The sequence below is a fragment of the Flavobacterium endoglycinae genome (genome assembly GCF_017352115.1).
In the GTDB taxonomy this organism is placed as follows: Bacteria; Bacteroidota; Bacteroidia; order Flavobacteriales; family Flavobacteriaceae; genus Flavobacterium; species Flavobacterium endoglycinae.
Map to the genome: position 1 here is coordinate 1,931,117 of NZ_CP071448.1, position 22,511 is coordinate 1,953,627.

18 protein-coding genes and 1 riboswitch are annotated in these 22,511 nt (G+C 34.3%); of the genes, 1 reads left to right on the forward strand and 17 read right to left on the reverse strand.

All coding sequences use genetic code 11. The features are described from left to right. Positions 1-149 precede the first annotated feature (149 nt). From cobA to J0383_RS08400, 6 genes are all read right to left on the reverse strand, one after another. Positions 150-923, reverse strand: a complete 774-nt coding sequence (gene cobA / locus J0383_RS08375; RefSeq protein WP_207297957.1) for a uroporphyrinogen-III C-methyltransferase — start codon at positions 921-923, stop codon at positions 150-152. Continuing rightward, positions 916-3,006 (reverse strand): HEPN domain-containing protein, encoded by a 2,091-nt coding sequence (locus J0383_RS08380; RefSeq protein WP_207298670.1) that lies wholly within the window; start codon positions 3,004-3,006, stop codon positions 916-918. Before J0383_RS08380 ends, cobA begins: the two co-directional genes overlap by 8 nt. A gap of 83 nt (positions 3,007-3,089) precedes the next feature. Next, complete coding sequence (locus J0383_RS08385; protein WP_207297958.1) at positions 3,090-4,334, reverse strand: sulfate adenylyltransferase subunit 1; 1,245 nt, start codon at positions 4,332-4,334, stop codon at positions 3,090-3,092. Between the two features lie 137 nt (positions 4,335-4,471). Further along, positions 4,472-5,371 (reverse strand): sulfate adenylyltransferase subunit CysD, encoded by a 900-nt coding sequence (gene cysD, locus J0383_RS08390; protein WP_008466601.1) that lies wholly within the window; start codon positions 5,369-5,371, stop codon positions 4,472-4,474. Between the two features lie 331 nt (positions 5,372-5,702). Next, positions 5,703-6,413, reverse strand: coding sequence for a phosphoadenylyl-sulfate reductase (locus tag J0383_RS08395; protein WP_207297959.1), 711 nt, complete (start codon positions 6,411-6,413; stop codon positions 5,703-5,705). Between the two features lie 26 nt (positions 6,414-6,439). Next, positions 6,440-7,342 carry a sulfite exporter TauE/SafE family protein gene (locus J0383_RS08400; RefSeq protein WP_207297960.1) on the reverse strand — a complete coding sequence of 301 codons (903 nt, stop codon included), beginning with the start codon at positions 7,340-7,342 and terminating at the stop codon, positions 6,440-6,442. A 308-nt stretch (positions 7,343-7,650) separates the two neighbouring features. Between J0383_RS08400 and J0383_RS08405 the strand changes: the two genes are divergently transcribed. Beyond that, positions 7,651-8,433: a sulfite exporter TauE/SafE family protein gene (locus tag J0383_RS08405; protein ID WP_207297961.1), complete on the forward strand. Its 783-nt coding sequence runs from the start codon at positions 7,651-7,653 to the stop codon at positions 8,431-8,433. A gap of 92 nt (positions 8,434-8,525) precedes the next feature. Here the strand turns inward: J0383_RS08405 and J0383_RS08410 are convergent, their stop codons facing one another. From J0383_RS08410 to J0383_RS08460, 11 genes are all read right to left on the reverse strand, one after another. Next, positions 8,526-8,936: an RrF2 family transcriptional regulator gene (locus J0383_RS08410; protein ID WP_008466594.1), complete on the reverse strand. Its 411-nt coding sequence runs from the start codon at positions 8,934-8,936 to the stop codon at positions 8,526-8,528. A gap of 135 nt (positions 8,937-9,071) precedes the next feature. Further along, positions 9,072-9,578, reverse strand: a complete 507-nt coding sequence (locus J0383_RS08415; RefSeq protein ID WP_207297962.1) for an RDD family protein — start codon at positions 9,576-9,578, stop codon at positions 9,072-9,074. Between the two features lie 154 nt (positions 9,579-9,732). Then, a complete protein-coding gene (locus tag J0383_RS08420; protein WP_207297963.1) occupies positions 9,733-10,905 on the reverse strand; it encodes a trans-sulfuration enzyme family protein in 1,173 nt (390 codons plus the stop codon). A gap of 116 nt (positions 10,906-11,021) precedes the next feature. Then, positions 11,022-11,447 (reverse strand): OsmC family protein, encoded by a 426-nt coding sequence (locus J0383_RS08425; RefSeq protein WP_207297964.1) that lies wholly within the window; start codon positions 11,445-11,447, stop codon positions 11,022-11,024. An 83-nt stretch (positions 11,448-11,530) separates the two neighbouring features. Further along, positions 11,531-13,945: a bifunctional aspartate kinase/homoserine dehydrogenase I gene (gene thrA, locus J0383_RS08430; RefSeq protein ID WP_207297965.1), complete on the reverse strand. Its 2,415-nt coding sequence runs from the start codon at positions 13,943-13,945 to the stop codon at positions 11,531-11,533. A 1-nt stretch (position 13,946) separates the two neighbouring features. Then, a complete protein-coding gene (locus tag J0383_RS08435; RefSeq protein WP_207297966.1) occupies positions 13,947-14,936 on the reverse strand; it encodes an alpha/beta fold hydrolase in 990 nt (329 codons plus the stop codon). 72 nt (positions 14,937-15,008) lie between these two features. Next, a riboswitch (SAM riboswitch) is annotated at positions 15,009-15,117 on the reverse strand. Between the two features lie 190 nt (positions 15,118-15,307). Then, complete coding sequence (locus tag J0383_RS08440; RefSeq protein ID WP_207297967.1) at positions 15,308-15,508, reverse strand: hypothetical protein; 201 nt, start codon at positions 15,506-15,508, stop codon at positions 15,308-15,310. 551 nt (positions 15,509-16,059) lie between these two features. Further along, positions 16,060-17,148: a homoserine dehydrogenase family protein gene (locus tag J0383_RS08445; RefSeq protein ID WP_207297968.1), complete on the reverse strand. Its 1,089-nt coding sequence runs from the start codon at positions 17,146-17,148 to the stop codon at positions 16,060-16,062. Between the two features lie 184 nt (positions 17,149-17,332). Then, positions 17,333-18,637, reverse strand: a complete 1,305-nt coding sequence (locus J0383_RS08450; RefSeq protein WP_207297969.1) for an O-acetylhomoserine aminocarboxypropyltransferase/cysteine synthase family protein — start codon at positions 18,635-18,637, stop codon at positions 17,333-17,335. Positions 18,638-18,701: 64 nt separating this feature from the next. Continuing rightward, positions 18,702-18,890 carry a hypothetical protein gene (locus J0383_RS08455; RefSeq protein WP_207297970.1) on the reverse strand — a complete coding sequence of 63 codons (189 nt, stop codon included), beginning with the start codon at positions 18,888-18,890 and terminating at the stop codon, positions 18,702-18,704. Between the two features lie 417 nt (positions 18,891-19,307). Beyond that, complete coding sequence (locus J0383_RS08460; RefSeq protein WP_207297971.1) at positions 19,308-22,154, reverse strand: TonB-dependent receptor plug domain-containing protein; 2,847 nt, start codon at positions 22,152-22,154, stop codon at positions 19,308-19,310. Positions 22,155-22,511 lie beyond the last annotated feature (357 nt).

The window sequence follows — 22,511 nt, forward strand, 5'->3', positions numbered from 1 at the left end:
ATGATGCAAAATCGGTCGTTCCTTCGGAACTTATCTTATTATTTCTTTTAATGCTTTTCGCTACATAGGGTTAAAACCCGACGCTACAAAATCACTCGTTCCTTCGGAACTTTATCATCAAACCGATATCTTTTCGTTCCTTTGGAACTCTATCTTGCGATTTCTTTTGATAAAAATTCTTCGTAAAACCCTTTTAGCTTGTGGCTTTCTTTTACCACTTCGCCTAAAACGATAATGGCCGGAGAACCTAATTCTTTTTCTTTTACGATTTCTAAAATCGAATCTACTGTTCCTACACCCACTTTTTCTTCTGCTGTTGTTCCGTTTTGAATGATGGCTACCGGCAGATTTCCTTTGTTTTCTTTTTCAAACAAATCGATAATCTGGGGCAGTTTATGCATTCCCATCAGGATTACAACCGTTGCAGAAGATTGTGCTGCCAAAGCTACATCTGAAGATAATTTTCTATCGGATGTAGTTCCTGTAATAGCCCAAAAGCTTTCTGAAACGCCTCGTTTTGTTATTGAAATTCCTTGACTTGCCGGAACTGCCACTACAGATGAAATTCCAGGAACGACAAGTGTTTCAATTCCAAAACTTTCTGCAAAATCAATTTCTTCCCCTCCTCTTCCAAAAATGAATGGATCTCCGCCTTTTAACCGAACTACATTTCTGTACGTCAACGCATTATCTACAATCAGTTGATTGATTTGATCTTGCGTGTAAGCATGGTTTCCAATTCTTTTTCCAACAAAAATCTTGATGGCATTTTTTGGTGCGTAATCCAGAATTTCTTCATTGGCTAAGGCGTCGTATAAAACCACATTAGCTTCAGCCAATGCTTTTACAGCTTTTAGCGTCAATAATTCAGGATCGCCCGGACCTGCACCGACTAAAGTTATTTTGGGTTTTATATTAAGCATTTGCTAATTCTTGTGCTCTGAATGTTTCGATTTTATCAAAGAAAACAATGGCTTGCGCGATGTAATCTTTAGCGAAAGCTTCAGATGGTTCATTTTTATTGATTTGGTAAACCAAGTCTTTAAAAGTTGAATTCAATTCGATTTTATTGGTATCAACAAAAACAGTGTCAAACAAATCAACGATTCCTGCGTGGTGGTTTGTTTTTTGGTTTTCTGCCAACAATAAAGCTTTTGCTCCATTTACAAATCCAGCGTAAGCATGATAAATCGCGTCTGACCATTTTTTCTCGTCGAAAGATTCTTGAGCTAATAGTAGTTTCTCTTTAGCTTCAAACAATAAAGTTGCCACTAAATCGATCACAACACCAGCACATTCTCCAACTCCAACTGCTTTTACATAATTATCCGCGTTACCCCAATCTACAAAATCAGCTTCTGTTAGATTCGTTACATCAGCTAACGGTTTTAAGATTTCGTAGAAGTATTTCTCTCCTTTTGCATCGTAATAGTTTAGGAATTTTTCTCCATTCGCATTAGCGTCAAAATCATTTAAGATGGTACGCAAAGCTTCTGGTCCTCTACGGCTAGGAATTTTTATTACTTTATCAGCAAAACGTCCTTCTCCGTTTCCTAATCTTCCTCCGCCCAACAAAACTTGTAAAGCCGGAGCCACTAATTTTCCTGAGTTGATAGACATTCCCTGGAATCCAATTGCAGACATATTATGCTGTCCGCAAGCGTTCATACAGCCCGAAATTTTAATTTCGATTTCGCGGTTGTTTAAATATTGAGGATATTCTGCACTTATCACTTTTTCTAATTCTTCGGCAATACCAGTACTGCTCGCAATCCCCAAATTACAAGTATCGGTTCCTGGACATGCCGTAATATCTACGGTAGAATTATATCCCAAATGAACAAAGCCCAATTTGGCTAATTCTTGATAAAAGAAAGGAAGATTTTCCTCTTTTACGTGAAGTATTACAATATTTTGACGCAATGAAAAACGTAATTCATTTGCTGCGTAATTTTTAACTAAATCGGCTAATAATCTGGCTTTATCCGTATAAAAATCTCCTAATAAAACTTTGATTCCGATAGCATAATATCCTGCTTGTTTTTGTGCAATTACATTCGATTTTTTCCAAGCTTCATAAGCTGCCTTATCTTCGATTGTAACTTGTGGCACTTCTAAAACTGGTTCTGGAATTGGACCGTCAAAAGCAGTGGTGTCAATTTCGTATGTTTCAAAAGCGATTGCTTTTTTCTCTTTTTCAACTAAATCAAGGAAAGCATCTTTCCCCATTTCTTTGATTAAAAATTTCATACGCGCTTTCATTCTTTTTGCACGTTCACCGTATCGGTCAAAAATACGGATGATTCCTTCTGCTGTTGGAATGATTTCGTTTACTGGAACAAACTCAGAAAGTAATTCTGCGTGCGCTGGCTGAGATCCTAAACCTCCACCGAACATGATTTTAAATCCTTTTTGTCCGTCTTTGATTTTTGGAATAAATCCTAAATCGTGCAAATAACTTAAAGCGGTATCTTCATCCGAAGAAGAGAACGAAATTTTAAATTTACGTCCCATTTCCTGACAAATTGGATTTCTCAATAAGTATTGGAACAAACCGTGTGCATAAGGCGAAACATCAAATGGCTCGTTTACATCTACACCTGCTAATTCGCTTGCTGTAATATTTCTAACCGTATTACCGCAAGCTTCACGCAACGTAATATCGTCTTTTGCCAATTCTGACCAAAGTTCAGGTGTTCTGTCCAAACTTACGTAGTGAATCTGAATATCCTGACGTGTTGTAATATGCAGACGTCCAGTAGAATATTTATCGGATACTTCCGTAATTCTTCTCAATTGCTCGCTGGTTACTTTACCATAAGGCAGTTTGATACGAATCATCTGAACACCTTCCTGACGCTGACCGTAGATACCACGCGCTAAACGAAGGCTGCGAAAACGCTCATCATCAATTTTTCCTCCACGGAATAAATGAATCTTTTTTTCTAATTCGATAATCTCTTTCTGAACTACCGGATTTTCTATTTCTGTTCTAAAACTTTCCATTTTGTCTTTAGTTGTTGGTTGTCTGTTGTTGGTTGTTGGTTTGCTGGCAGAATAACTATCAACCAAAAACCATCAACTATCAACTAGCGAATGAATCCTACTCCTGCTGTTGTATTCGTTGCTGTATCAATTAAGATAAAAGCTCCGTTTGATTTGTTTTCGTTGTAAGCGTCAAAATATAAAGGTTTGCTTAGTTTGATGCTTACTTCTCCGATTTCGTTTATCGCTAATTGCGAAGCTTCTGTTGTTCCTGAATAATCAGTTGCTATCGTGTTTTTAATGCTTTCTACTTTTGCTAAAACTCTGTTCGTATTGTGCTGTACAAGATATTTTGTTCCTGGAACCAGTTTTTTACTGTCCATCCAGCAAACTGTTGTTGTAATATCTTTTTCAATTCTTGGAAGCTCATCTGATTTTACAATCATATCACCTCTCGTTACATTGATATCATTTTCTAATTCGATTGTAATCGAAGAACCTGCAGAAGCTTCGTCAAATGATTTATCGAAGAAGTGAATTTTTGAAACTTTTGATTGTGTTAAAGAAGGAAGAACCGTTACAGCATCTCCAACTTTAATAGAGTTTCCGTATAATTTTCCAGCATAACCTCTGAAATCGTGGTATTCTTCTGTTTTTGGACGAATAACGGTTTGAACTGGGAAACGTGCTTTTCCTGCCTCATAAACATCATGAGAATGCAATCCTTCCAAATGTTCCAAAACAGTTTGTCCATTGTACCAAGGCATATTTTCTGATTTGTCTACAACATTTCCACCGTTGATTGCGCTTAACGGAATGTAGCTTACGTTTTGTTCTTTGAAAGTACTTTTTGCGTTTAATGCCTCAAAATCAGCTTTAATTTTATTGAAAACTTCTTCTGAGTAATCTACTAAGTCCATTTTGTTGATGGCCACGATTACTTCTTTTACTCTCAATAAATTGTTGATGAAAAAGTGACGATACGTTTGCTCGATAACTCCTTTTCTGGCATCGATCAAAATGATAGAAACCTGAGAAGTCGAAGCTCCTGTAACCATGTTTCTTGTATATTCTACGTGACCTGGAGTATCGGCAATAATGTAACTTTTCTTTGCAGTCGAAAAATAAATATGTGCAACGTCAATCGTGATTCCTTGCTCTCTTTCTGCTACTAATCCGTCAGTTGCCAAAGAGAAATCTAAATAATCGTATCCTTTTTGTTTACTGCTTTTTTCGATTGCTTCAATTTTATCTGTAGTCAATGATTTTGTGTCGTACAATAACCTTCCGATCAAAGTACTTTTTCCGTCATCTACACTTCCTGCTGTTGCTATTTTTAAAACGTCCATTCTAATATTTTTGTTTCAGGTTTAAAGTTTCAAGTTTTCTGTTGAAACTTATAATCTGTATGTTTTTGTTTTCTTGATTCTAACTTTTAATAGGTTCAGAATTGCATTCATAATTCACAATTCATAACTCATAATTATTAAAAGTAACCTTGTTGTTTTCTTTTCTCCATTGCCGCTTCAGAACGTTTGTCATCGATTCTGGCACCTCTTTCAGAGATAGTTGATGATCTGATTTCGCCAACCACTTCTTCGATTGTTGCTGCGTAAGATTCAACAGCCGCGGTACAGCTCATATCTCCAACGGTTCTGAAGCGAACAATTCTTTCTTCGATTTGTTCGTCTTCTTCTTGGTACACAAAAGGAGAATGCGACCAGATTAAACCGTCTCTCAAAAAAACTTTTCTTTTATGTGAGAAATAGATAGACGGAATCTCGATTTTTTCTTTTTCGATATAACTCCAAACATCTAATTCTGTCCAGTTTGAAATTGGGAAAACACGAACGTTTTGTCCATTTTCGATTTTTCCATTTAAGATATCAAACAACTCAGGTCTTTGATTTTTTTCGTCCCATTGTCCGAAATCATCACGAACAGAGAAAATACGTTCTTTAGCTCTTGCTTTTTCTTCATCACGACGCGCACCACCAATACAAGCATCAAATTTGAATTCTTCAATGGCATCCAAAAGTGTTGTAGTCTGTAAGCTGTTACGGCTTGAATATTTTCCAGTTTCTTCAACTACTTTTCCTTCATCAATAGCATCCTGAACATTACGAACAATCAACTCTAAACCTAATTCTTCTACCAATTTATCTCTGAAAGCAATTGTTTCAGGAAAATTGTGTCCTGTATCAACGTGTAATAGAGGAAACGGAATCTTGGCAGGAAAAAATGCTTTTTGTGCCAAACGCACTAATGTAATAGAATCTTTTCCTCCTGAAAAAAGTAAAACCGGTTTGTCAAACTGTGAAATTACTTCTCTGAAAATATATATCGCTTCACTCTCTAAAGCGTTTGTTTTTAATACTGAACTCATTGTTTTTTTGTTTGATATTTTTGTTGTGAAAATTTTGTTTCAGGTTTAAAGTTTCAAGTTTTTTGCCTGATCTAAAATCTCCACTCTTTATTCTATTCTCTTTAACCTCATCGGATTAAAATCCGGCGCTACACTATGAATCGTTCCTTCGGAACTAAAATCTAGATCTATATTTTTTGACCCTCCCATCGGGTTGAAACCCGACGCTACAATATGAATCGTTCCTCCGGAACTAAAATCTATATTCTTTATTCTATTTTCTATTTTCTATTTTCTATTTTCTATTTTCTTAAACGAAAGTCTTGCCTCTTGCCTCTTTCTTCTAAAAAATCTATTCTTTCTTAGCACTATGAAGTCCGCATTCTTTATGACTTGATTCCCACCACCATCTTCCAGCTCTAATGTCTTCACCAGGAAAAATGGCTCTCGTGCAAGGCGCGCATCCTATGCTTATAAAACCTTCTTTGTGTAAAGCATTTTGAGGGACATTAAATTCTTTCAGATGATTTTCAACTTCTTCTAAAGTCCATTTTAAAAGTGGATTGAATTTGATAATTTCAAAGTTTCCGTCGTATTCAAACAAGCTTAAATCGTGTCTGTTTTCTGATTGCTCTGCTCTTAAACCTGTAATCCAGACTGCATTTCCTGCCAAAGCTTTTCTTAAGGGAACTACTTTTCGAATAAAACAGCACTCTTTTCTGTTTTCAACCGAATCGTAAAAACTGTTTGGTCCTTTTGTTTGAAGCAGATTTTCTACTGATGCCGCTTCTGGGAAATAAACTTCAATTTGTTTTTTGTATTTCTTTAAAGTTCTATGGAAAACATCGTAAGTTTCCTGAAATAATCTTCCTGTATCTAAAGTAAAAACCTTAATTGCAATATCATTTTTGAAGATAAAGTCAGTAATTACCTGATCTTCCTGCCCAAATGAAGTTGAAAAAGTAACCTGATTTGGATATCTTTCTGCTAAAAAACGCAAAGTTTCTTCAAGGGAAAAATCTTTAGTTTTTTCTAATAAATCTTGTACAATACTCGCACTCATAATCTCTTTCTTTCTAAAATTATTTTTTACAATAATTTAGACAATGTTTTTAAACTCAATATTATAATTAGAACTCCAACTGCAACCATCATTGGTTTTCTTTTGATTTTATTCACCAAATAAGCTGCTAATGGCGCCGAAATAACTCCTCCTAAAATTAATCCGATGATTACCTGCCAGCCGTGGATTCCTCCAAAAAGCATGAAAGTAATACCGCTTGCAAATGAAATCGCAAACTCAGCTGCATTTACAGAACCAATTGTATATCTTGGATTTCTTCCTCTTCCTAATAATGTTGAAGTCACAATTGGCCCCCAGCCACCTCCTCCAATAGAATCCATAAAACCTCCAAAAACAGCCAAAACGCCTAATTTTTTAGTCTTCTTTTTTACAATGCTTTTTCTTAATGCCTTTTTGATAATTACAACCGCCAGAATAATCATGTAAACCGCAATAAATGGCTTAATAATATCTCCATCAATAACATCCGACAACAAATAAGCTCCTGTGATTGAACCTAAAACTCCCGGAATCAGCAAATGTTTTACCAGTTTTTTATTGATATTTCCAAAACGGTGATGCGAAAGTGCCGATGCTCCTGTTGTAAACATTTCCGAAACGTGAACCGCTGTACTGCTCACTACCGGTGGAACTCCATAAGCCAATAAAAATGAGGTTGAAGTCGCTCCGTAACCCATTCCTAAAGTTCCGTCAACTAATTGAGCGAAAACTCCAATAGCAAAAAATACTAAGAACTCTTCATTAAAACCATTTACAAATCCATCCCACGTAAATTCAGCGTGATGATTGTATATTAATACAGATAATAAACTTACTAGCAAAACGACAGGTATGACAACCCACAAATTTCCTTTTGAAAAAGCATTAGACTTGATCGCAGTGTTGTTCAATTTAAGTTCATTTTCCATATTTCTTAAGATTTTTTATTCTTAAAAATCTATTATCCTATCGGCTTAGTAGATTACTTTGCAAATGTACTATATATTTTGAAATATCAAAACAATATATTTAGTTTTTTACAGAAGCTATCTTACTATAAACCAAGACAAAAGAAATTTAATAAAGGATTAATAATTTATTTAACAAATTAGGCGCTGCTTTGTTAGATTATAACAGCGTACTTTAATTTTGTGATTTGTAAAAATACACATTTAATCTCTATAAAATCCATAGGATAATTATAAAATTGTTATTATTTTAGCTCCAAATTTTTATTATGGATTTTCAGATTGGTCTTGTAATTGCAGGTTTAACTGTGGGCTTTATTGTTGGATTAACAGGTGTTGGCGGAGGTTCTTTAATGACTCCAATTTTATTATATTTTGGTATTTCTCCAACAACTGCAGTGGGCACGGACTTACTTTATGCTGCTTTTACCAAAGCGGGAGGTGTATTTGTACATAACAAAAAAGGAAACATTAACTGGAAAATTACCGGATGGCTTACCTTAGGAAGTGTTCCCGCTGCTTTATTGACTTTATGGATATTAAACAGTATTAAAACCGATATTGAAACTATAAATCGTGTAATAAAATATAGTTTAGGCTGGGCATTATTGTTTACCTCGATTGCCATTATATTCAAAAATAAAATTTTAGTCTTTTCTCAAAAACATGCTGGAGATAAATTTCATAAAGAAAGTAAAACTCAAAACATGCTCACTATTGGAATAGGAATTTTATTAGGGGCAACTGTAACTTTAACTTCTATTGGAGCTGGAGCATTAGGAACGGTAACTTTATTTTTCCTCTATCCGCTTTTACCAACACCACGTTTAGTAGGAACTGAAATTGCACACGCTGTTCCTTTAACTTTAGTTGCCGGAATTGGACATGCTTCTATGGGAAATCTAGATTTAGTATTACTGGGGCAATTATTGATGGGATCACTTCCCGGAATCTATATAGGAAGTATGTTAAGTGGAAAAGTGCCGGATCAATTCCTTAGAAATGCGATTGCTGTAATGCTTTTCATGGCAGGATATAAATTGATCTTTTAAGATAAATTTTAAAATCAAGTTATATAAGTTCACTTAACAAGCTTTGCGCAAAGTTTAAAATGAACTTATATAACTTTTATGGTTTATTTTTTTTAGAATGCTATATCTGCTAAAGAATTACTTTCTAATATTTTAAGTGTATTATCACGAACTTCTGTCATTAAACGTCGTGCCGCACAGGTCGATTCATCATCGCAGTCATCACATCTTTCGTAGAAATTATGACTTGCACAAGGCAGTAATGCAATTGGCCCCTCTAGAATACGATAGACTTTCGCCATACTGATGTCCTTTGGATCTTTGATTAAATAATATCCTCCGCCTTTGCCTTTTTTTGCACCAAGAAATCCTGAGTTTCTTAAAAGCAATAAAATGCTTTCCAAAAATTTAATCGAAATGTGTTCACTCTTCGCAATTTCGGCTATTTGCACAGGTTCATTATTTTCCCGTCTAGCCAGATAAGTTAAGGCTTTAATTCCGTATTTTGTTTTCTTTGAAAGCACTTTTTTATGTTTTAGATTGAAGACTGCAAATTCTAGATTTTTCCTAAAACAAACAGCTTCATATTTTTCTGCAACAAAAATAGGATTTTTAAATGAGAAAAATAACAGTAGAATAGTTAAATTCTACTAAATCCATCAAATTACTTCGTTATTTCCGATTAAATTGAATTCGTGAAAGACTTTAACTTCTTCTTCTAATTCTTTTTTATTCACTACATAAGTGTCCGAAATTGAATCGTGCCAGCCTCTTCCTGAATTTCCTAAAAACGAAAGTCCGTCGAAGGGAATTATTCGGCTGAAGCTTCTTTTCAAAATATCTGCAAAATCAGGTTTAACACCATTTTCATCTACAACAATGGTTCCTGTTATTAATTTACCTAAAGATCTGCCAAAAATACCTTCTGTTACAGCATAGTAAACTATTGTGATTAGAATAAAAATCAATCTTCCTTCTAAATCCCCAATATTGTCTAACCAAACAAAAATTCCATGTAATTCAAAAAGACTTCCAATTAGTCCTAAAATAACACCTAACACAAATAATAAGGCAAGTACCATAATATTATCCAGAAGGTAATTCAGAAATCGCTGCCCTTTTGAAGCCAATAATTTTTCATCAAGAATGTAAGTAGAGTTACTCATAGGTTGGTTTGGTTTAGTTAAATGATTTTGAATATGGTTTTAACAAAAATAGATTTTTTACCGAAACAACCATAAAAAAGAATGACGATTTTTAACAGTAAAATAATTACTATCAAAAATCGTCATTGTATAATTTAGAAATCTAAAATTTCAATTAAGAAAGTGCTTGTTTTAAATCGGCAATTACATCTTCTACTGTTTCTAAACCAACAGAAACACGAACTAAACCTTGCGTGATTCCAACTGCTAGTTGATCTTCTTCAGATAATTTGCTGTGTGTTGTAGAAGCCGGATGTGTAACAATTGTTCTGGTATCTCCAATATTTGCTGACAATGAACAAAGTTTAATACTGTTTAAGAATTTTCTTCCTGCTTCGATTCCGCCTTTTATTTCAAATGCAATAATATTTCCACCCGCTTTCATTTGTTTTTTGGCAATTTCATATTGCGGATGCGATTTTAAGAACGGATATTTTACGCTATTTACATTTGGATGGCTTTCTAAAAATTCGGCTACTTTTAAAGCATTTTCGCAATGTCTATCCACACGAACAGCCAATGTTTCTAAACTTTTTGATAATACCCAAGCATTAAACGGCGCCAAAGCTGGTCCTGTATTTCTAGAAAATAAATAAATCTGTCTAATTAAATCAGCGTTTCCAACGGTTACACCACCAAGAACACGACCTTGTCCGTCGATTAATTTTGTAGCCGAGTGAATCACCAAATCCGCTCCAAATTTAATTGGCTGCTGTAAATAGGGTGTTGCAAAACAATTATCGATTATTAAAATCAAGTTGTGTTTTTTGGCTATATTTCCTAACAATTCTAAATCAATTACATCTACTCCAGGATTTGTTGGAGATTCAGCGTATAATATTTTGGTATTTGGTTTAATTAAGCTCTCTATTGTTTCTGGCTTATTAATTTCAAAATAAGAAGTTTCGATATTCCATTTTGGAAAATAAGTCATAAACAAAGCGTGAGTTGAACCAAAAACACTGCTCGCAGAAACAATATGATCTCCAGAATTTAATAACGCCGCGAAAGTAGAATATACTGCCGCCATACCCGTTGCAAAAGCATAACCCGATTCTGCACCTTCCATTTTGCAGATTTTATCGACAAATTCTGTTGTATTTGGATTGCTGAAACGGCTGTAAATATTTCTTTCTTTTTCTTCTGTAAATGAAGCTCTCATATCTTCGGCATCTTCAAAAACAAAGCTTGACGATAGGTACAAAGGCACCGAATGTTCTAAATATTGAGATCTTTCTAATTGTGTTCTAATGGCTTGTGTTTCAAAACCAAATTCTTCTGTATTCATTGTGTTGTTATTTTTTTTGTTTTTTTGTTTCAAGTTTCAGGTTTCAAGTTAAAACTGAACTTAAATTCAAATGTTTAGAATTAATTATCTAATTGTCTAATTAACTCATTTCTAATTTACAAAGCTTCTTTATTTAAAACTACTTTGTATTTAATGGTTGCTGTTGGTTCAACTGTTTTGGCAACTGAGCAATATTTCTCAAAAGAAAGCTGCGCTGCTTTTTTGGCTTTTTCTGGATTGATTTCTCCTTCTAAATAGAAAACCACATCGATTTCTTTAAAGGGCTTTGCTTCTCCAACTTGAACACGAAGTCCTTCAACCTCAGCATCAAATGAAGTGATTTCCTGACGCTGTTTTTTCAAAATTGAAATCATATCGATAGCGCTGCATCCTGCCACTCCCATTAGTACTAATTCCATTGGACTTGCACCTAAATCGCTTCCGCCAAATTCGGCTCTGCTGTCAACGTCAACTACGTGTCCGCGTTCATTTTTTACTTTAAAATGAAATGCGTCATTTACTCTGTTTAAAGTTACTTTCATTGTGTTGTTATTTTTTTTGTTTTTTATTCTTGTCATTGCAAGATCACCAATCTAAAATCAAAAATCTGCAATCTAAAATTCAATTATCCTTTATCAGATAATCTTAAAATATCTCCGAAAACGCCTCTCGCTGTAACAGCAGAACCTGCACCAGCTCCCTGAATAACGATTGGACGATCTCCGTAAGATTCTGTGTAAATTTCAAAGAATGAATCAGAACCTTTTAATCCGCCAAGAGCCGTGTCTGATGGAACCGAAACTAATTTTACTTCTAAATTTCCTTTGTCATTCTGCAAATCTCCAGACAATTCACCAATGTATCTCAACACGTGATTTGGCTGTTGTTCTGCTTTTATTTTAGCATAAATTGGATCAAATTCCTTCAATTTCGTTAAGAAATCGGCTGCACTTCCTTCACGCAAATGGTCTGGAATTAAATTCTGAATTGAGATTTCTTCAAATTCATTTTGCAAGTCTAATTCTCTAGCTAAAATTAATAATTTTCTACCAACATCATTTCCGCATAAATCTTCACGCGGATCTGGTTCTGTATATCCGTTGTCAATTGCTTCTTGTAAAATTTTACTAAACGGAGCATCTTTCGCAGAGAAATTATTGAATAAATAACTTAATGTTCCAGAGAAAACGCCTTTAATTTTAGTGATGTTTTCACCTGAAAGATGCAGTAATTTAATGGTGTCAATTAATGGCAATCCTGCTCCAACATTGGTTTCGTATAAATAATTCTTTTGATTTTCCGCCAATGCTTTTCTCAATTCTTTGTAAAAACCATACGTTAACGTATTGGCTACTTTATTTGAAGAGATCAAATCGAAACTGCTTTCTACAAGCGGAATGTAGTTTTCTACAAAAGAAGCACTTGCTGTATTATCTACTGCAATTAAATTTTCTAAATGATGTTCATTAGCATAAGCTATAATATCCTGAATCGTGTATGGCTCGCCTTTGGTTTCAATATCGGTTTTCCAGTTATTGTTAACACCGTGTCTGTTTAAAAGCAATTTTTTAGAATTGGCAATCGCAAATACATTCAGCTTAATATCTTTTCGTTTTTCGATTGATGAAGCCGATTCTAAAATTTGGTTAATCAAAGTTCCGCCTACTAAACCGTGTCCGAAAATCGCAATGTTGATTTTTTTAGAAACTCCAAAAATCTCTCCGTGAATTACGTTTAAGGCTTTCGTGAGTTCTTCTTTTTTAACCACCAAACTCACGTTTTTACCCGTAACGGTATTGTTGAATAAAATTGGAACAATTTTGTTTTTAATTAAAGCTGTATACGGTTTGTGGAAAGTACTTAAATCCTGACCAATGATTGAAATTACAGACACGTTATCGGTTACGGTAATCTGGTTTACGTCTTTAGAATAAAAGTCGTTTTCGAATTCTTTTTCCAATTCGACCATTGCCAGTGTTGCTTTGTCTTTTGCCACAACCAATCCGATTCCTCTTTCTGAAGAACCTTGCGAAATAATGCTTACACTAATGTTGTGATCGCCCATTACTTTGAAGATTCGGGCATCAACTCCGGCTTTTCCTAGTAACCCGCGTCCTTCAAGATTCACTAAAGAAACGTTTTCTAAAACTGAAAGTGTCTTGATTCCTTCTTTTTGAGAATTTGAAGTAATTAGAGTTCCGTGGTTTTCGTGATTGAAGGTGTTTAAAATACGAAGTGGAATATTCTTTTCTAATAACGGAATAATGGTTTTTGCATGCAGAATAGTGGCTCCAAAATTAGCCAGCTCATTTGCTTCGTTAAATGATAAGAATTCGATTTTTTTAGCATCGGCTACTAAATCTGGGTTTGCTGTGTAAATTCCGTCAACGTGCGTGAAATTTTGAAGCTCTTCTGCATCCAAATAGTTCGCAATTAACGAAGCGGTGTAATTGCTTCCGTTTCTTCCTAAAGTAGTTGTGTCGTTGTTGTTGTTAGATCCAATGAAACCTGTTACGATATTCACCGTTTCTCCGTTATGAAGCTTGAAATAATTGATAACGTTTTTCTTAGAAAGTTGTTCTAAAGGCTGCGCATCACCAAATTTAGAGTCTGTTTTCAACAGTTCTCTCGTATCTACGAAATTGGCAGGAATTCCTTTTTCAACTAAAATAGAAGTCAATAATTTCGCCGAAAGCAATTCTCCTTTTGATAAAATCTGATCTTTGATTTTATTGCTGTAATCTCCAATCAAACTTACTCCTTCAAAAAGTTTGTCTAAAACATTGAATTCTTCTGATAAATCAACTTGCGGATAATCGGAAGCTTGATATGCTTTAAAACTTTCCAAAAGAGGTTTGTAGTTTCCGTTTTTAGCGGCAATTCTTAGTATATCTTCTAGTTCATCTGTTGCATTTCCGCGGGCAGAAACGACTACGGCAATTCTTTCGCCTTGATTTACTTTATCTGAAATGATTGAAATTACTTTGTTAAGTCCTTCTCCGTTTGATAATGATTTACCTCCAAATTTTAATATTTTCATTTTATTTTGCTATTTTTTCTGCCTTAAAAATATCGGCAAGTAAATGATCTAATTGTTTGTACTCTATTAAAAAAGCGTCATGTCCGTGAACCGAATCTATTTCGCTGTATGAAACATTGTTTTTAAACTTCTTTAATTCATTATAAGTTTCCAGATTTTCTTTTGGCGTAAAAAATAAATCTGAGTTGATTGCAATAATGTGTATTGCGGCATTTGATTTGGAAATTAATGTCTCGAAATCCTCACTATTTCGAGTTATATCGATTGTTTTCAGCAATTGGTTCATCAATTTATAAGAAGCAAGCTGATAACGTTTCTGCAGCTTGTTTCCGTGATGTGCGAGCCAGCTTTCGATATTAAAAATCAAAAGATCCTGATTGATGGTTCGTTGAAATTTTTCTTTGAAAGATTCTGGAGAACGGTAACACAGCATAGCGTGAATTCTGGCATCTTCGATTGGTTTTGATGAATTGTTCAGAATCTGTTCTTGCAGGAAACAATTGGCAATCATCCAGTCGGTCGATTTCCAGTCGGTTGCAATTGGAATTAAGTGTTCGGTGATATTTGGCGCCAACGCTAGAATTTCCCAAGCTACTCCACCGCCAACAGAGCCGCCGATTATAGCAAATACCTGTTCGATTTGTAACGCTTCGAGACCTTGCAGAAAGATTCTAGCAATGTCTCGTGTTTTAAAATCGAGATAGTTTTCAATGATAAAAGAATCATTGCCGTTGCCTGGAACATTAAAGGCAAGAATCGTAAATTTATGGGTATCTATTGTTTTACCATCACCAATTAAATCGCTCCACCAACCATTCTCTCCAGTTACTTGTGCATTTCCTGTTAAAGCATGGTTTACCAGAACAATTGGGGCAGAATGCAACGGCTGGCCTGAAAGTGTAAAACTTAAAGGCAGGTATGGATAAACTGCACCACTTTCGGTGATGAAATTTTGAATTATAATGGGACTTGGTATATTTTCCAATTTCAAATCTTTTTTATTTTTGATTTGTATGTGGAAATATTAGAAAGAAAGTCTAGAGTGAAACTAGAAAAATTCTTGTTGTTATCTTTCCACGTTTGGGCGTGGTAGAATGCAGCACCTTCTTCGAATTAACGAAGGGTTGCTAAGGATTCATCGGGTCTAATCCCTCCTCCTTTCTTTATAACATTTCAATACGTTTTTGAACTTAACGGTGCAAATTAACTACTAATTTCTTAAACAAACAAATTTTATCGAAACTGATTCTTCAATTTCTTAGATATAATTCAATCAGAAACTATTGTACGCACAAAATTACCGAACGTTATGCCCAGTAATGTTATGCAGGTTTTTAACCTAATTTATGGTTCTTTTTCAACTTAGATGAAAAGCGTTTCATTTTCTTTTGAGTACATCAAAAACGTTAATGAATTTGGTAGGTTTTTCACCATTTTTTTATCCGTTTCTGTTATTCCAAAACTTGGATGGATTAATTCATTTGTTGGCGGCGGATTATTTCTTTCGTTTTTCCTGTTTCTGAATGTTGAAAGTTTTTTTCTTAGGAAGTTTATTGCACTCATGATATTTAAGTTTAAGTCAGTTATTATTATTTTATAATCTTTATTTTTTCTTTAATTCTTTGTTACTGTAACCAAAATGAATAAAAAAACCCTTTTGGATTTTTAATACCAAAAGGGTCTAAGTTTTTATGGAACTTATATATACTTTTAGTATCAACAGACGCATACACAAATACGTGCGACATTGAACATCTTGTTCATCTGAAGGGACTTATTCATTTGCGATTTGACTGTTATTTTAAAAAAATCTTGCATTTATTACTTTTTATAAACTTCCCGAATTGATTATTTTACCGAAAGTGTTTTATTCATTTTTAACAAACTATTCTCTGTTTTTAACAATTTTTAGTTTGTCTTACAAATGTGCGAATATTTTTCGAATATTCCAAGTTATAAAAGCCCAATTTTTCTAAAATAACGTTAAAAAACAGCTTTTTACCGCTAAAAAACATCTTACAAAATTTATTTTTGAATTAAAGAAGGTTTTATCTTACAAAAATTAACTGACTTTCTGTTTCAATCTTTCAAAGAACTACTAATATTAGAGCCACTTAAAGCCAGACAGCTTCTTTATTTTTAATTTTTTCGGCTACTTTTAAAATATCCGCTATAACTCCTCTTGCAATTGCTTGTCGGCTTGCCGCAGCACTTTGAATGACTATTGGAGTATTTGCATACGATTTGGTATAAATTTCAAAAATAGAATCAGAACCTTTCAATTGTCCAATTGCGGAAGTAACAGGTTCCGAAATCAATTTGACTTCAAGTGTGTTTTTCTCCACATCAAATTCGCCTACATATCGCAATACATGATTTTCTGCTTGTGTGATTTTGGCGATTTTAAAAGATTTGTCGATTGCTTCTTTATTTAGAATGCCATTTTTTTCTAAATGTTCTTCTTTAATAAGCGGATGGATTTTTATATCTGAAAATTCAAATTCTTTGCCTATTTCACGGGTAAGAATCAATAATTTCTTTGCGGTGTCATTTCCAGACAAATCTTCTTTAAAAGTAGATCGCATTAATCCTAGGAGACTAGCATCTTTTAAAACAGATGAAAAGGAGTTTTCTTCAGCCGAAAAACGATTAAAAACATAACTTAGATTATCTGAAAAGACGCCTCTTATTTTTGTTATTTTCTCGCCAGAGAAATACAAATCTCTTAAAGTTTGTAAAACCGGAATTCCGGTATCGACAGAGGTTTCATATAAAAACTCTTTATCATGCTTTTTGAGATTTTCTCTAAGCTTTTTATAAAGATCGATTGGAAGCGTATTGGCTTTTTTATTTACGGCAACAATATTAAATCCGTTTTCGATTAAAGTATTGTAATGTCCAATCAGTTCATCACTTGCAGTTGCATCGACTGCAATTAAATTTTCGAATTCATTTTCTTTGGCAAATTCGATAATATCTTCTACCCTAAAAGGAACGGCCAATTGTCGAAAATTGGTTTCCCAGGAATATCCAACACCTTCTTTCTCGAAAAAGGCAACTGTTGAATTGGTAATTATTGGAAAGTGAAAATCAACATTTCTACTCTGAAGAAAAAACTCTTGGCTTTCGATAATCTGATTGATTAAAGTGCTTCCAATATTACCAATTCCAAAAAGGATAATATTTATTTTTAGTTTTGACATAATTTTAATTTTTATATAAGTTCATTTAAATCAACGTTTATATTGAACCTGCCATGTTAGCGAGTAAACGCGGTGCGTTTCTAACTATATGGTTTATTTTATATCGATAGTCTTTTCATAAAAAATCACCCTTAGCAGAACTCACGCTGCTAAAGGCAATTTTTCAAACAAAAAACAAAAAAACCTAATTTTTATTAATGCTGTATTGCGATTGGGTTACGCTTTCAAAGACGGCTTGCAAATCGGCAATTAAATCTTCAACATCTTCTATTCCAACAGAAAGTCGGATTAAATCTTTCGAAACTCCTGTTGACAATTGTTCTTCTTCAGACAATTGCTGATGAGTGGTACTGGCCGGGTGGATAATCAGCGATTTGGTATCGCCAATATTGGCTAACAGCGAAAATAATCGTGTTTCATCTACAACTTTTTTGGCAGCATCAAATCCTCCTTTCAAACCAAAAGTTATGATTCCGCTTTGTCCTTCTGGAAGATATTCCTGAGCCAAATCATAATATTTATTGGTTTTTAAACCTGGATAGTTTACCCAAACCACCTCATCTTGCTGTTCTAACCATTCGGCTAATGCCAAAGCATTTTCACTGTGTTTTTTAATTCGGATTGGCAGTGTTTCTAATCCCTGAATAATCTGAAAGGCGTTAAAAGGACTCAGAGCTGATCCGAAATCACGCAGTCCTTCAATTCTGGCTTTTGCAATAAAAGCGGCATTACCTAAAGCTTCGTGATACACTAATCCATGATATCCGGCAGAAGGTTCTGTAAATTCAGGGAATTTCCCGTTTGCCCAGTCAAAATTTCCGGCGTCAATGATTACACCGCCTAATGAAGTTCCGTTTCCGGCAATATATTTAGTTAAGGAATGAATTACAATATCGGCACCGTATTTAATTGGGTTTAATAAATAAGGTGTCGCAACTGTATTATCTACTATAAACGGCACTTTGAATGCTTTGGCTTCTGCCGAAATTCCTTTTAAGTCTAATACGTCTAATTTTGGATTCCCCAGAGATTCTACAAAGAAGGCTCTTGTGTTTTCTTTGGCGGCTTTGGTAAAGTTTTCTGGATTAGAAGGATCTACAAAAGTGGTTGTAATTCCTAATCGTGGCAGCGTTACACTTAATAAATTATAAGTTCCGCCGTATAAACTGTTAGATGCTACGATATGATCGCCAGCTCTAAGTAAAGTCAATAAAGTAGTCGCAATTGCAGATGCTCCAGATGCTGTAACTACAGCTCCAATTCCGCCTTCTAGTGCAGCCAAACGCTGTTCAAGAATATCATTTGTTGGATTGTTTAATCTTGTGTAGATAAAACCAGCTTCGGCTAATCCGAATAAATTAGCCGCATGATCTGCACTGTTAAATACGTATGATGACGTTTGGTAAATTGGTACTGCTCTTGTTCCTCCGTTTTTCGTTACATCATGTCCTGCGTGTAATGCGTTTGTTGCAAATTTTTGTGTACTCATGATTTCTTAGTTTTTTAGGTATTGTTAATCCTATTATATATTGTAAATGAATTTTAGAATTGGTTTATGCAAAAAAGTCTTCGCCTTCTTCTTCCAGATAATACAGTTGAAAGAGTAATGATTGCTGATTTTTTAAATCTTGTTCTTGATGTAGTCTTGCCACTTCTCTTGTAATATTTTCTGATTTTGTATTGTTGTTTTGAGAATCGTTTCTCAATAAATATTCTACTGCTATTGAATTTAATGTTTTCATGATCTTAATTTTAAATATTGAAATTAAAAAAGCCCTTTCGGATGGCTACCAAAAGGGCTTATAGTGTAACTATAACTAAAGATTTGTATCTTTTTACTTTTGGCAACAGCAAATTGGGATGCACATCTGCATCATTCTACAACACATCATATTTCCTTTTGCTATTGTTTTCATTTTATTTAAAATTGATTTTTTATTTTTAAACTCGACTAATTTGATAGAGTAAATGTAATAAGTATTTTTTTAACGACCAAATAAAAATTTAATATTTTCAATTATTTTTTTTCAACCCTTATAAAATCAAGGATTCAACTTAGCATTGTGATTAAGTTTAGCCACAGATTAAAAGATTACAATGATTTAAAATCAATGCTAATTCGTCTAAACCTTTCAATCTGTGGCTTTTTTTTTAGGAGATTAAAATTTAAAGCTCAAACGGGCAAATCCAAATCTTCCATTTAGTCCAAACTGCGATACTGCTCTAGAATACGCAAATTGATTGGCGTTGCTTAAATCAGTACTTGGCGCAGGAGATAAAGTTGGAGTTGTATTAGTAAAGGCTGGCGTTGCCGGATTATTTCTATCTGGATAAACATCTCCTATATTATTAAATCCAATTGTAGCTCTAAAATGTTCGTTGATTTGATATCCTAATGATAAATCGGTTACTAGTTTTGCGCTGTATTCTGGGTGTTCGTATACTGAAGCTGATCCGTCTAAATTTACATCTGTCGCTCCTGGATCAGTTACTTTACCAAAATAGCTGTTTCTTAAATAGATATCCAGTTTTTTAATACTGAAAGTAGTCATTAAATTAGCTTTTAATTTTGGAATAGCTTCTTCTAAATAAATGCGGCTAGATTCTGGGAAGAATGAATATCTAAATGGTTCTCCCCCAGCATCGATAATTGATTGCGGCACATTTAAATCTCCGACTCTTTTGGTTTCATTATAACTTAAAGCCAAATCATTTTTAATTGCAAAATCTTGAATAACGTCGTATTTCTGAGAAATTACCAAATCTATTCCTTTAGTTTCAGAGTCAATTCCGTTTGTCCAGAAAGAAGCCCTTTCAACTCCTTTTAAATCAAACGCCTGCTGAAACAAGGTTAATGCATCTTTTTGTTCTTGCGATGTTGCAGCTGCAATCTGCGCATCTGTTGGTCTTGCGTATTGTCCTGACAATACAATTCGATCGTTGATTCTTGTAAAGTAAGCATCAGTCGCAATAGTTATGTTGGCTTCTGGAATTTTAAAAGTAAATCCTGTACTGATACTTTTTGATTTTTCTGGCCTTAAGTTTTCTACACCAATACTTTTTGCTGCTTGAGAATCATTTGTAAAATATCCCACTTGATATGGTGATCCGTTGATGAATTGTGTTGAGCTTGATTCAAAATATTTTTGTTGTAATGAAGGCGCTCTAAAACCTGTTTGCCCAGAAATTCTCCAGTTAATGTTGTTAGTTAATTTTAAAAGAGAAGCTAATTTAAAGGTAACGGTACTTCCAAAATCTGAATAGTTTTCATAACGTGCTGCTCCATCTATAAGCCAGTTTTCAGTAGCATTCAATTCTAGATCGATATAAGCAGCTCCACTTTTTCTGTCTTTTTCTTTAGCATCTGATGGCTGAAATCCTGAAAATCCCTGTGCTCCCGCTCCACGTTTGTTTCCGAAAAAGTCAGTAACAATTAAAGGTGAATTACTTGGCAGAATTCCTGAAACTAAACTTCCATTTACATCATATAATCCATAAGAAGCTTCTTCTCCCGCTTTTATCTGATAGTTTTCATATCTGAATTCTCCACCAAATGCAATGTTTAAACCAGATAAAACATCTACCTTTTTACTGAAATCTAAATTAGTTGTACTTTGCAAAAAGGAAACTTTTCCAGCATCAAAACTCGTTGGAGAATTTACTCCTAAAGTAGCATTGATGGTATTGTTTACATCATATTGAAAAGAGTTTGTTCCAAGATTTGTACTTAAATCAGTATCAAACCCAAACAATTGTGTATTCACTCCAACTGCTGCAGAAGCATCTAAAATTTTAGATTCTATTTCTGGTAAAAATCCGTTTTGATACACTTGCGTGAAAGTTCCTGAACCATTTGGAAGTCTATTAAAAGCATATGATTTACCATTTCTATAAGATACACCTCCAAAAGAATATAAAGATGTATTTTCGGTTAATGGGTATTTAGCATTATAATACGCTTGTCCCGAAGCCAGTTCTGACTGTCCCACACTCATATTATAGTCTCTTCTTTCCTGACCTCTATAGGCTAATTCATTATTCGTTACATCAAAATTCAAAGCGGTCTGCATTTGAGCAATTGTCGTGGCAGAAGAAATGGCATTTTGCTGTGCTGGAGTAAAATAACTTACCTGCGGTGCATATTGCTGCAATGAACTGATAATTTGTGCCGAGTTTGAAGTGTTATTGATATTGCTAAACAACGAATTGATTTGAACTCCATTTTGTGCTGCTCTGTTTTCTACTGCGTTGTAAGCATTAAAAATAGCGTTGCTTCTAATTCCTGCTCTGCTGGTTGTTTGTCTTGTAATGGCACTTCCGGTAATATTAAAGTAACTTCCTGGTTTTCCTAAAGATGTTCCATAGTTTAAATCGGCTTGAAGGGTTTCTCCATCAGCTCCGCCTTTAAAATTATTTGATCCTGAAGATAGGTTGGCACCGTACTGAATTCCTCCAGAAACATAATTGGCATTCTTTTTCAGTACAATATTAATAACTCCCGCAATAGCATCCGAACCGTATTGTGCAGCGGCTCCATCTCGCAAAACTTCAATTCTTTCGATAGCAAAAGAGGGAATGGCATTTAAATCTGTTCCTACAGATCCTCTTCCTGGAGATCCGTTTATGTTTACTAAAGCACTGGTGTGTCTTCTTTTTCCGTTTACTAAAATTAAAACCTGATCTGGTCCTAATCCTCTTAATTGTGCTGGATCAACGTGATCGGTTGCATCTGCTGTAGATGTTGCGTTACTGGTAAATGACGGCGCAACGTAATTTAAAATCTGGGTAACGCTGGTCTGTGGCGCTCCTTTTGTAATATCAGAGATATTGAAAACATCAACCGGAACAGGCACATCTGTTTTTACTCGGTTTTTACTTCTCGATCCAATTATGGTAACTTCTGATAATTCATTGTTTTTTAAAGTATCCTGCTCGGTTTTGTTATCCTGAGCATAAATTCCTGAAAAAGTCAAAAGACCTAAAACGATTATAACATTTTTCTTCATTTCTTTTTACTGATTAATTAGTTGTTTTTGGCTTACAAAAAAGTCTTACAATTTTATTTTTCGAACAAAAAAAACCTCTGCGATCTGGCAGAGGTTCTATATCTATTCAAAAAAAAGTTACAATAGAGTCTCTGCGGATAGTTCCGGCATCTTACAAGACATCATATTGCAAACTGTAAATTTCATTTCTTTTTTTATTTTAACGAGGCAAATGTCTGAACTATTTTTTAATCAGCCAAACAAAAACAGAAATATTTTCTATTGCCCTATCAAAGTAGTATGTTAATGTTAAATTTCTGTCATAAAAAATAAAAAAAGTTGAACTTTAATTTGCAAATCAAAATGGTTTCATACCTT

What these genes read in the sequence shown, in the direction of transcription:
- cobA (WP_207297957.1), bottom strand. Translation starts at nt 923, where the DNA reads ATGCTTAATATAAAACCCAAAATAACTTTAGTCGGTGCAGGTCCGGGC.
- J0383_RS08395 (WP_207297959.1), bottom strand. Translation starts at nt 6,413, where the DNA reads ATGAGTGCGAGTATTGTACAAGATTTATTAGAAAAAACTAAAGATTTT.
- J0383_RS08450 (WP_207297969.1), bottom strand. Translation starts at nt 18,637, where the DNA reads ATGAGTACACAAAAATTTGCAACAAACGCATTACACGCAGGACATGAT.
- J0383_RS08460 (WP_207297971.1), bottom strand. Translation starts at nt 22,154, where the DNA reads ATGAAGAAAAATGTTATAATCGTTTTAGGTCTTTTGACTTTTTCAGGA.
- thrA (WP_207297965.1), bottom strand. Translation starts at nt 13,945, where the DNA reads ATGAAAATATTAAAATTTGGAGGTAAATCATTATCAAACGGAGAAGGA.
- J0383_RS08420 (WP_207297963.1), bottom strand. Translation starts at nt 10,905, where the DNA reads ATGAATACAGAAGAATTTGGTTTTGAAACACAAGCCATTAGAACACAA.
- J0383_RS08440 (WP_207297967.1), bottom strand. Translation starts at nt 15,508, where the DNA reads ATGAGTGCAATAAACTTCCTAAGAAAAAAACTTTCAACATTCAGAAAC.
- J0383_RS08445 (WP_207297968.1), bottom strand. Translation starts at nt 17,148, where the DNA reads ATGTCAAAACTAAAAATAAATATTATCCTTTTTGGAATTGGTAATATT.
- J0383_RS08385 (WP_207297958.1), bottom strand. Translation starts at nt 4,334, where the DNA reads ATGGACGTTTTAAAAATAGCAACAGCAGGAAGTGTAGATGACGGAAAA.
- J0383_RS08455 (WP_207297970.1), bottom strand. Translation starts at nt 18,890, where the DNA reads ATGAAAACATTAAATTCAATAGCAGTAGAATATTTATTGAGAAACGAT.
- J0383_RS08425 (WP_207297964.1), bottom strand. Translation starts at nt 11,447, where the DNA reads ATGAAAGTAACTTTAAACAGAGTAAATGACGCATTTCATTTTAAAGTA.
- J0383_RS08400 (WP_207297960.1), bottom strand. Translation starts at nt 7,342, where the DNA reads ATGGAAAATGAACTTAAATTGAACAACACTGCGATCAAGTCTAATGCT.
- J0383_RS08405 (WP_207297961.1), top strand. Translation starts at nt 7,651, where the DNA reads ATGGATTTTCAGATTGGTCTTGTAATTGCAGGTTTAACTGTGGGCTTT.
- J0383_RS08380 (WP_207298670.1), bottom strand. Translation starts at nt 3,006, where the DNA reads ATGGAAAGTTTTAGAACAGAAATAGAAAATCCGGTAGTTCAGAAAGAG.
- cysD (WP_008466601.1), bottom strand. Translation starts at nt 5,371, where the DNA reads ATGAGTTCAGTATTAAAAACAAACGCTTTAGAGAGTGAAGCGATATAT.
- J0383_RS08415 (WP_207297962.1), bottom strand. Translation starts at nt 9,578, where the DNA reads ATGAGTAACTCTACTTACATTCTTGATGAAAAATTATTGGCTTCAAAA.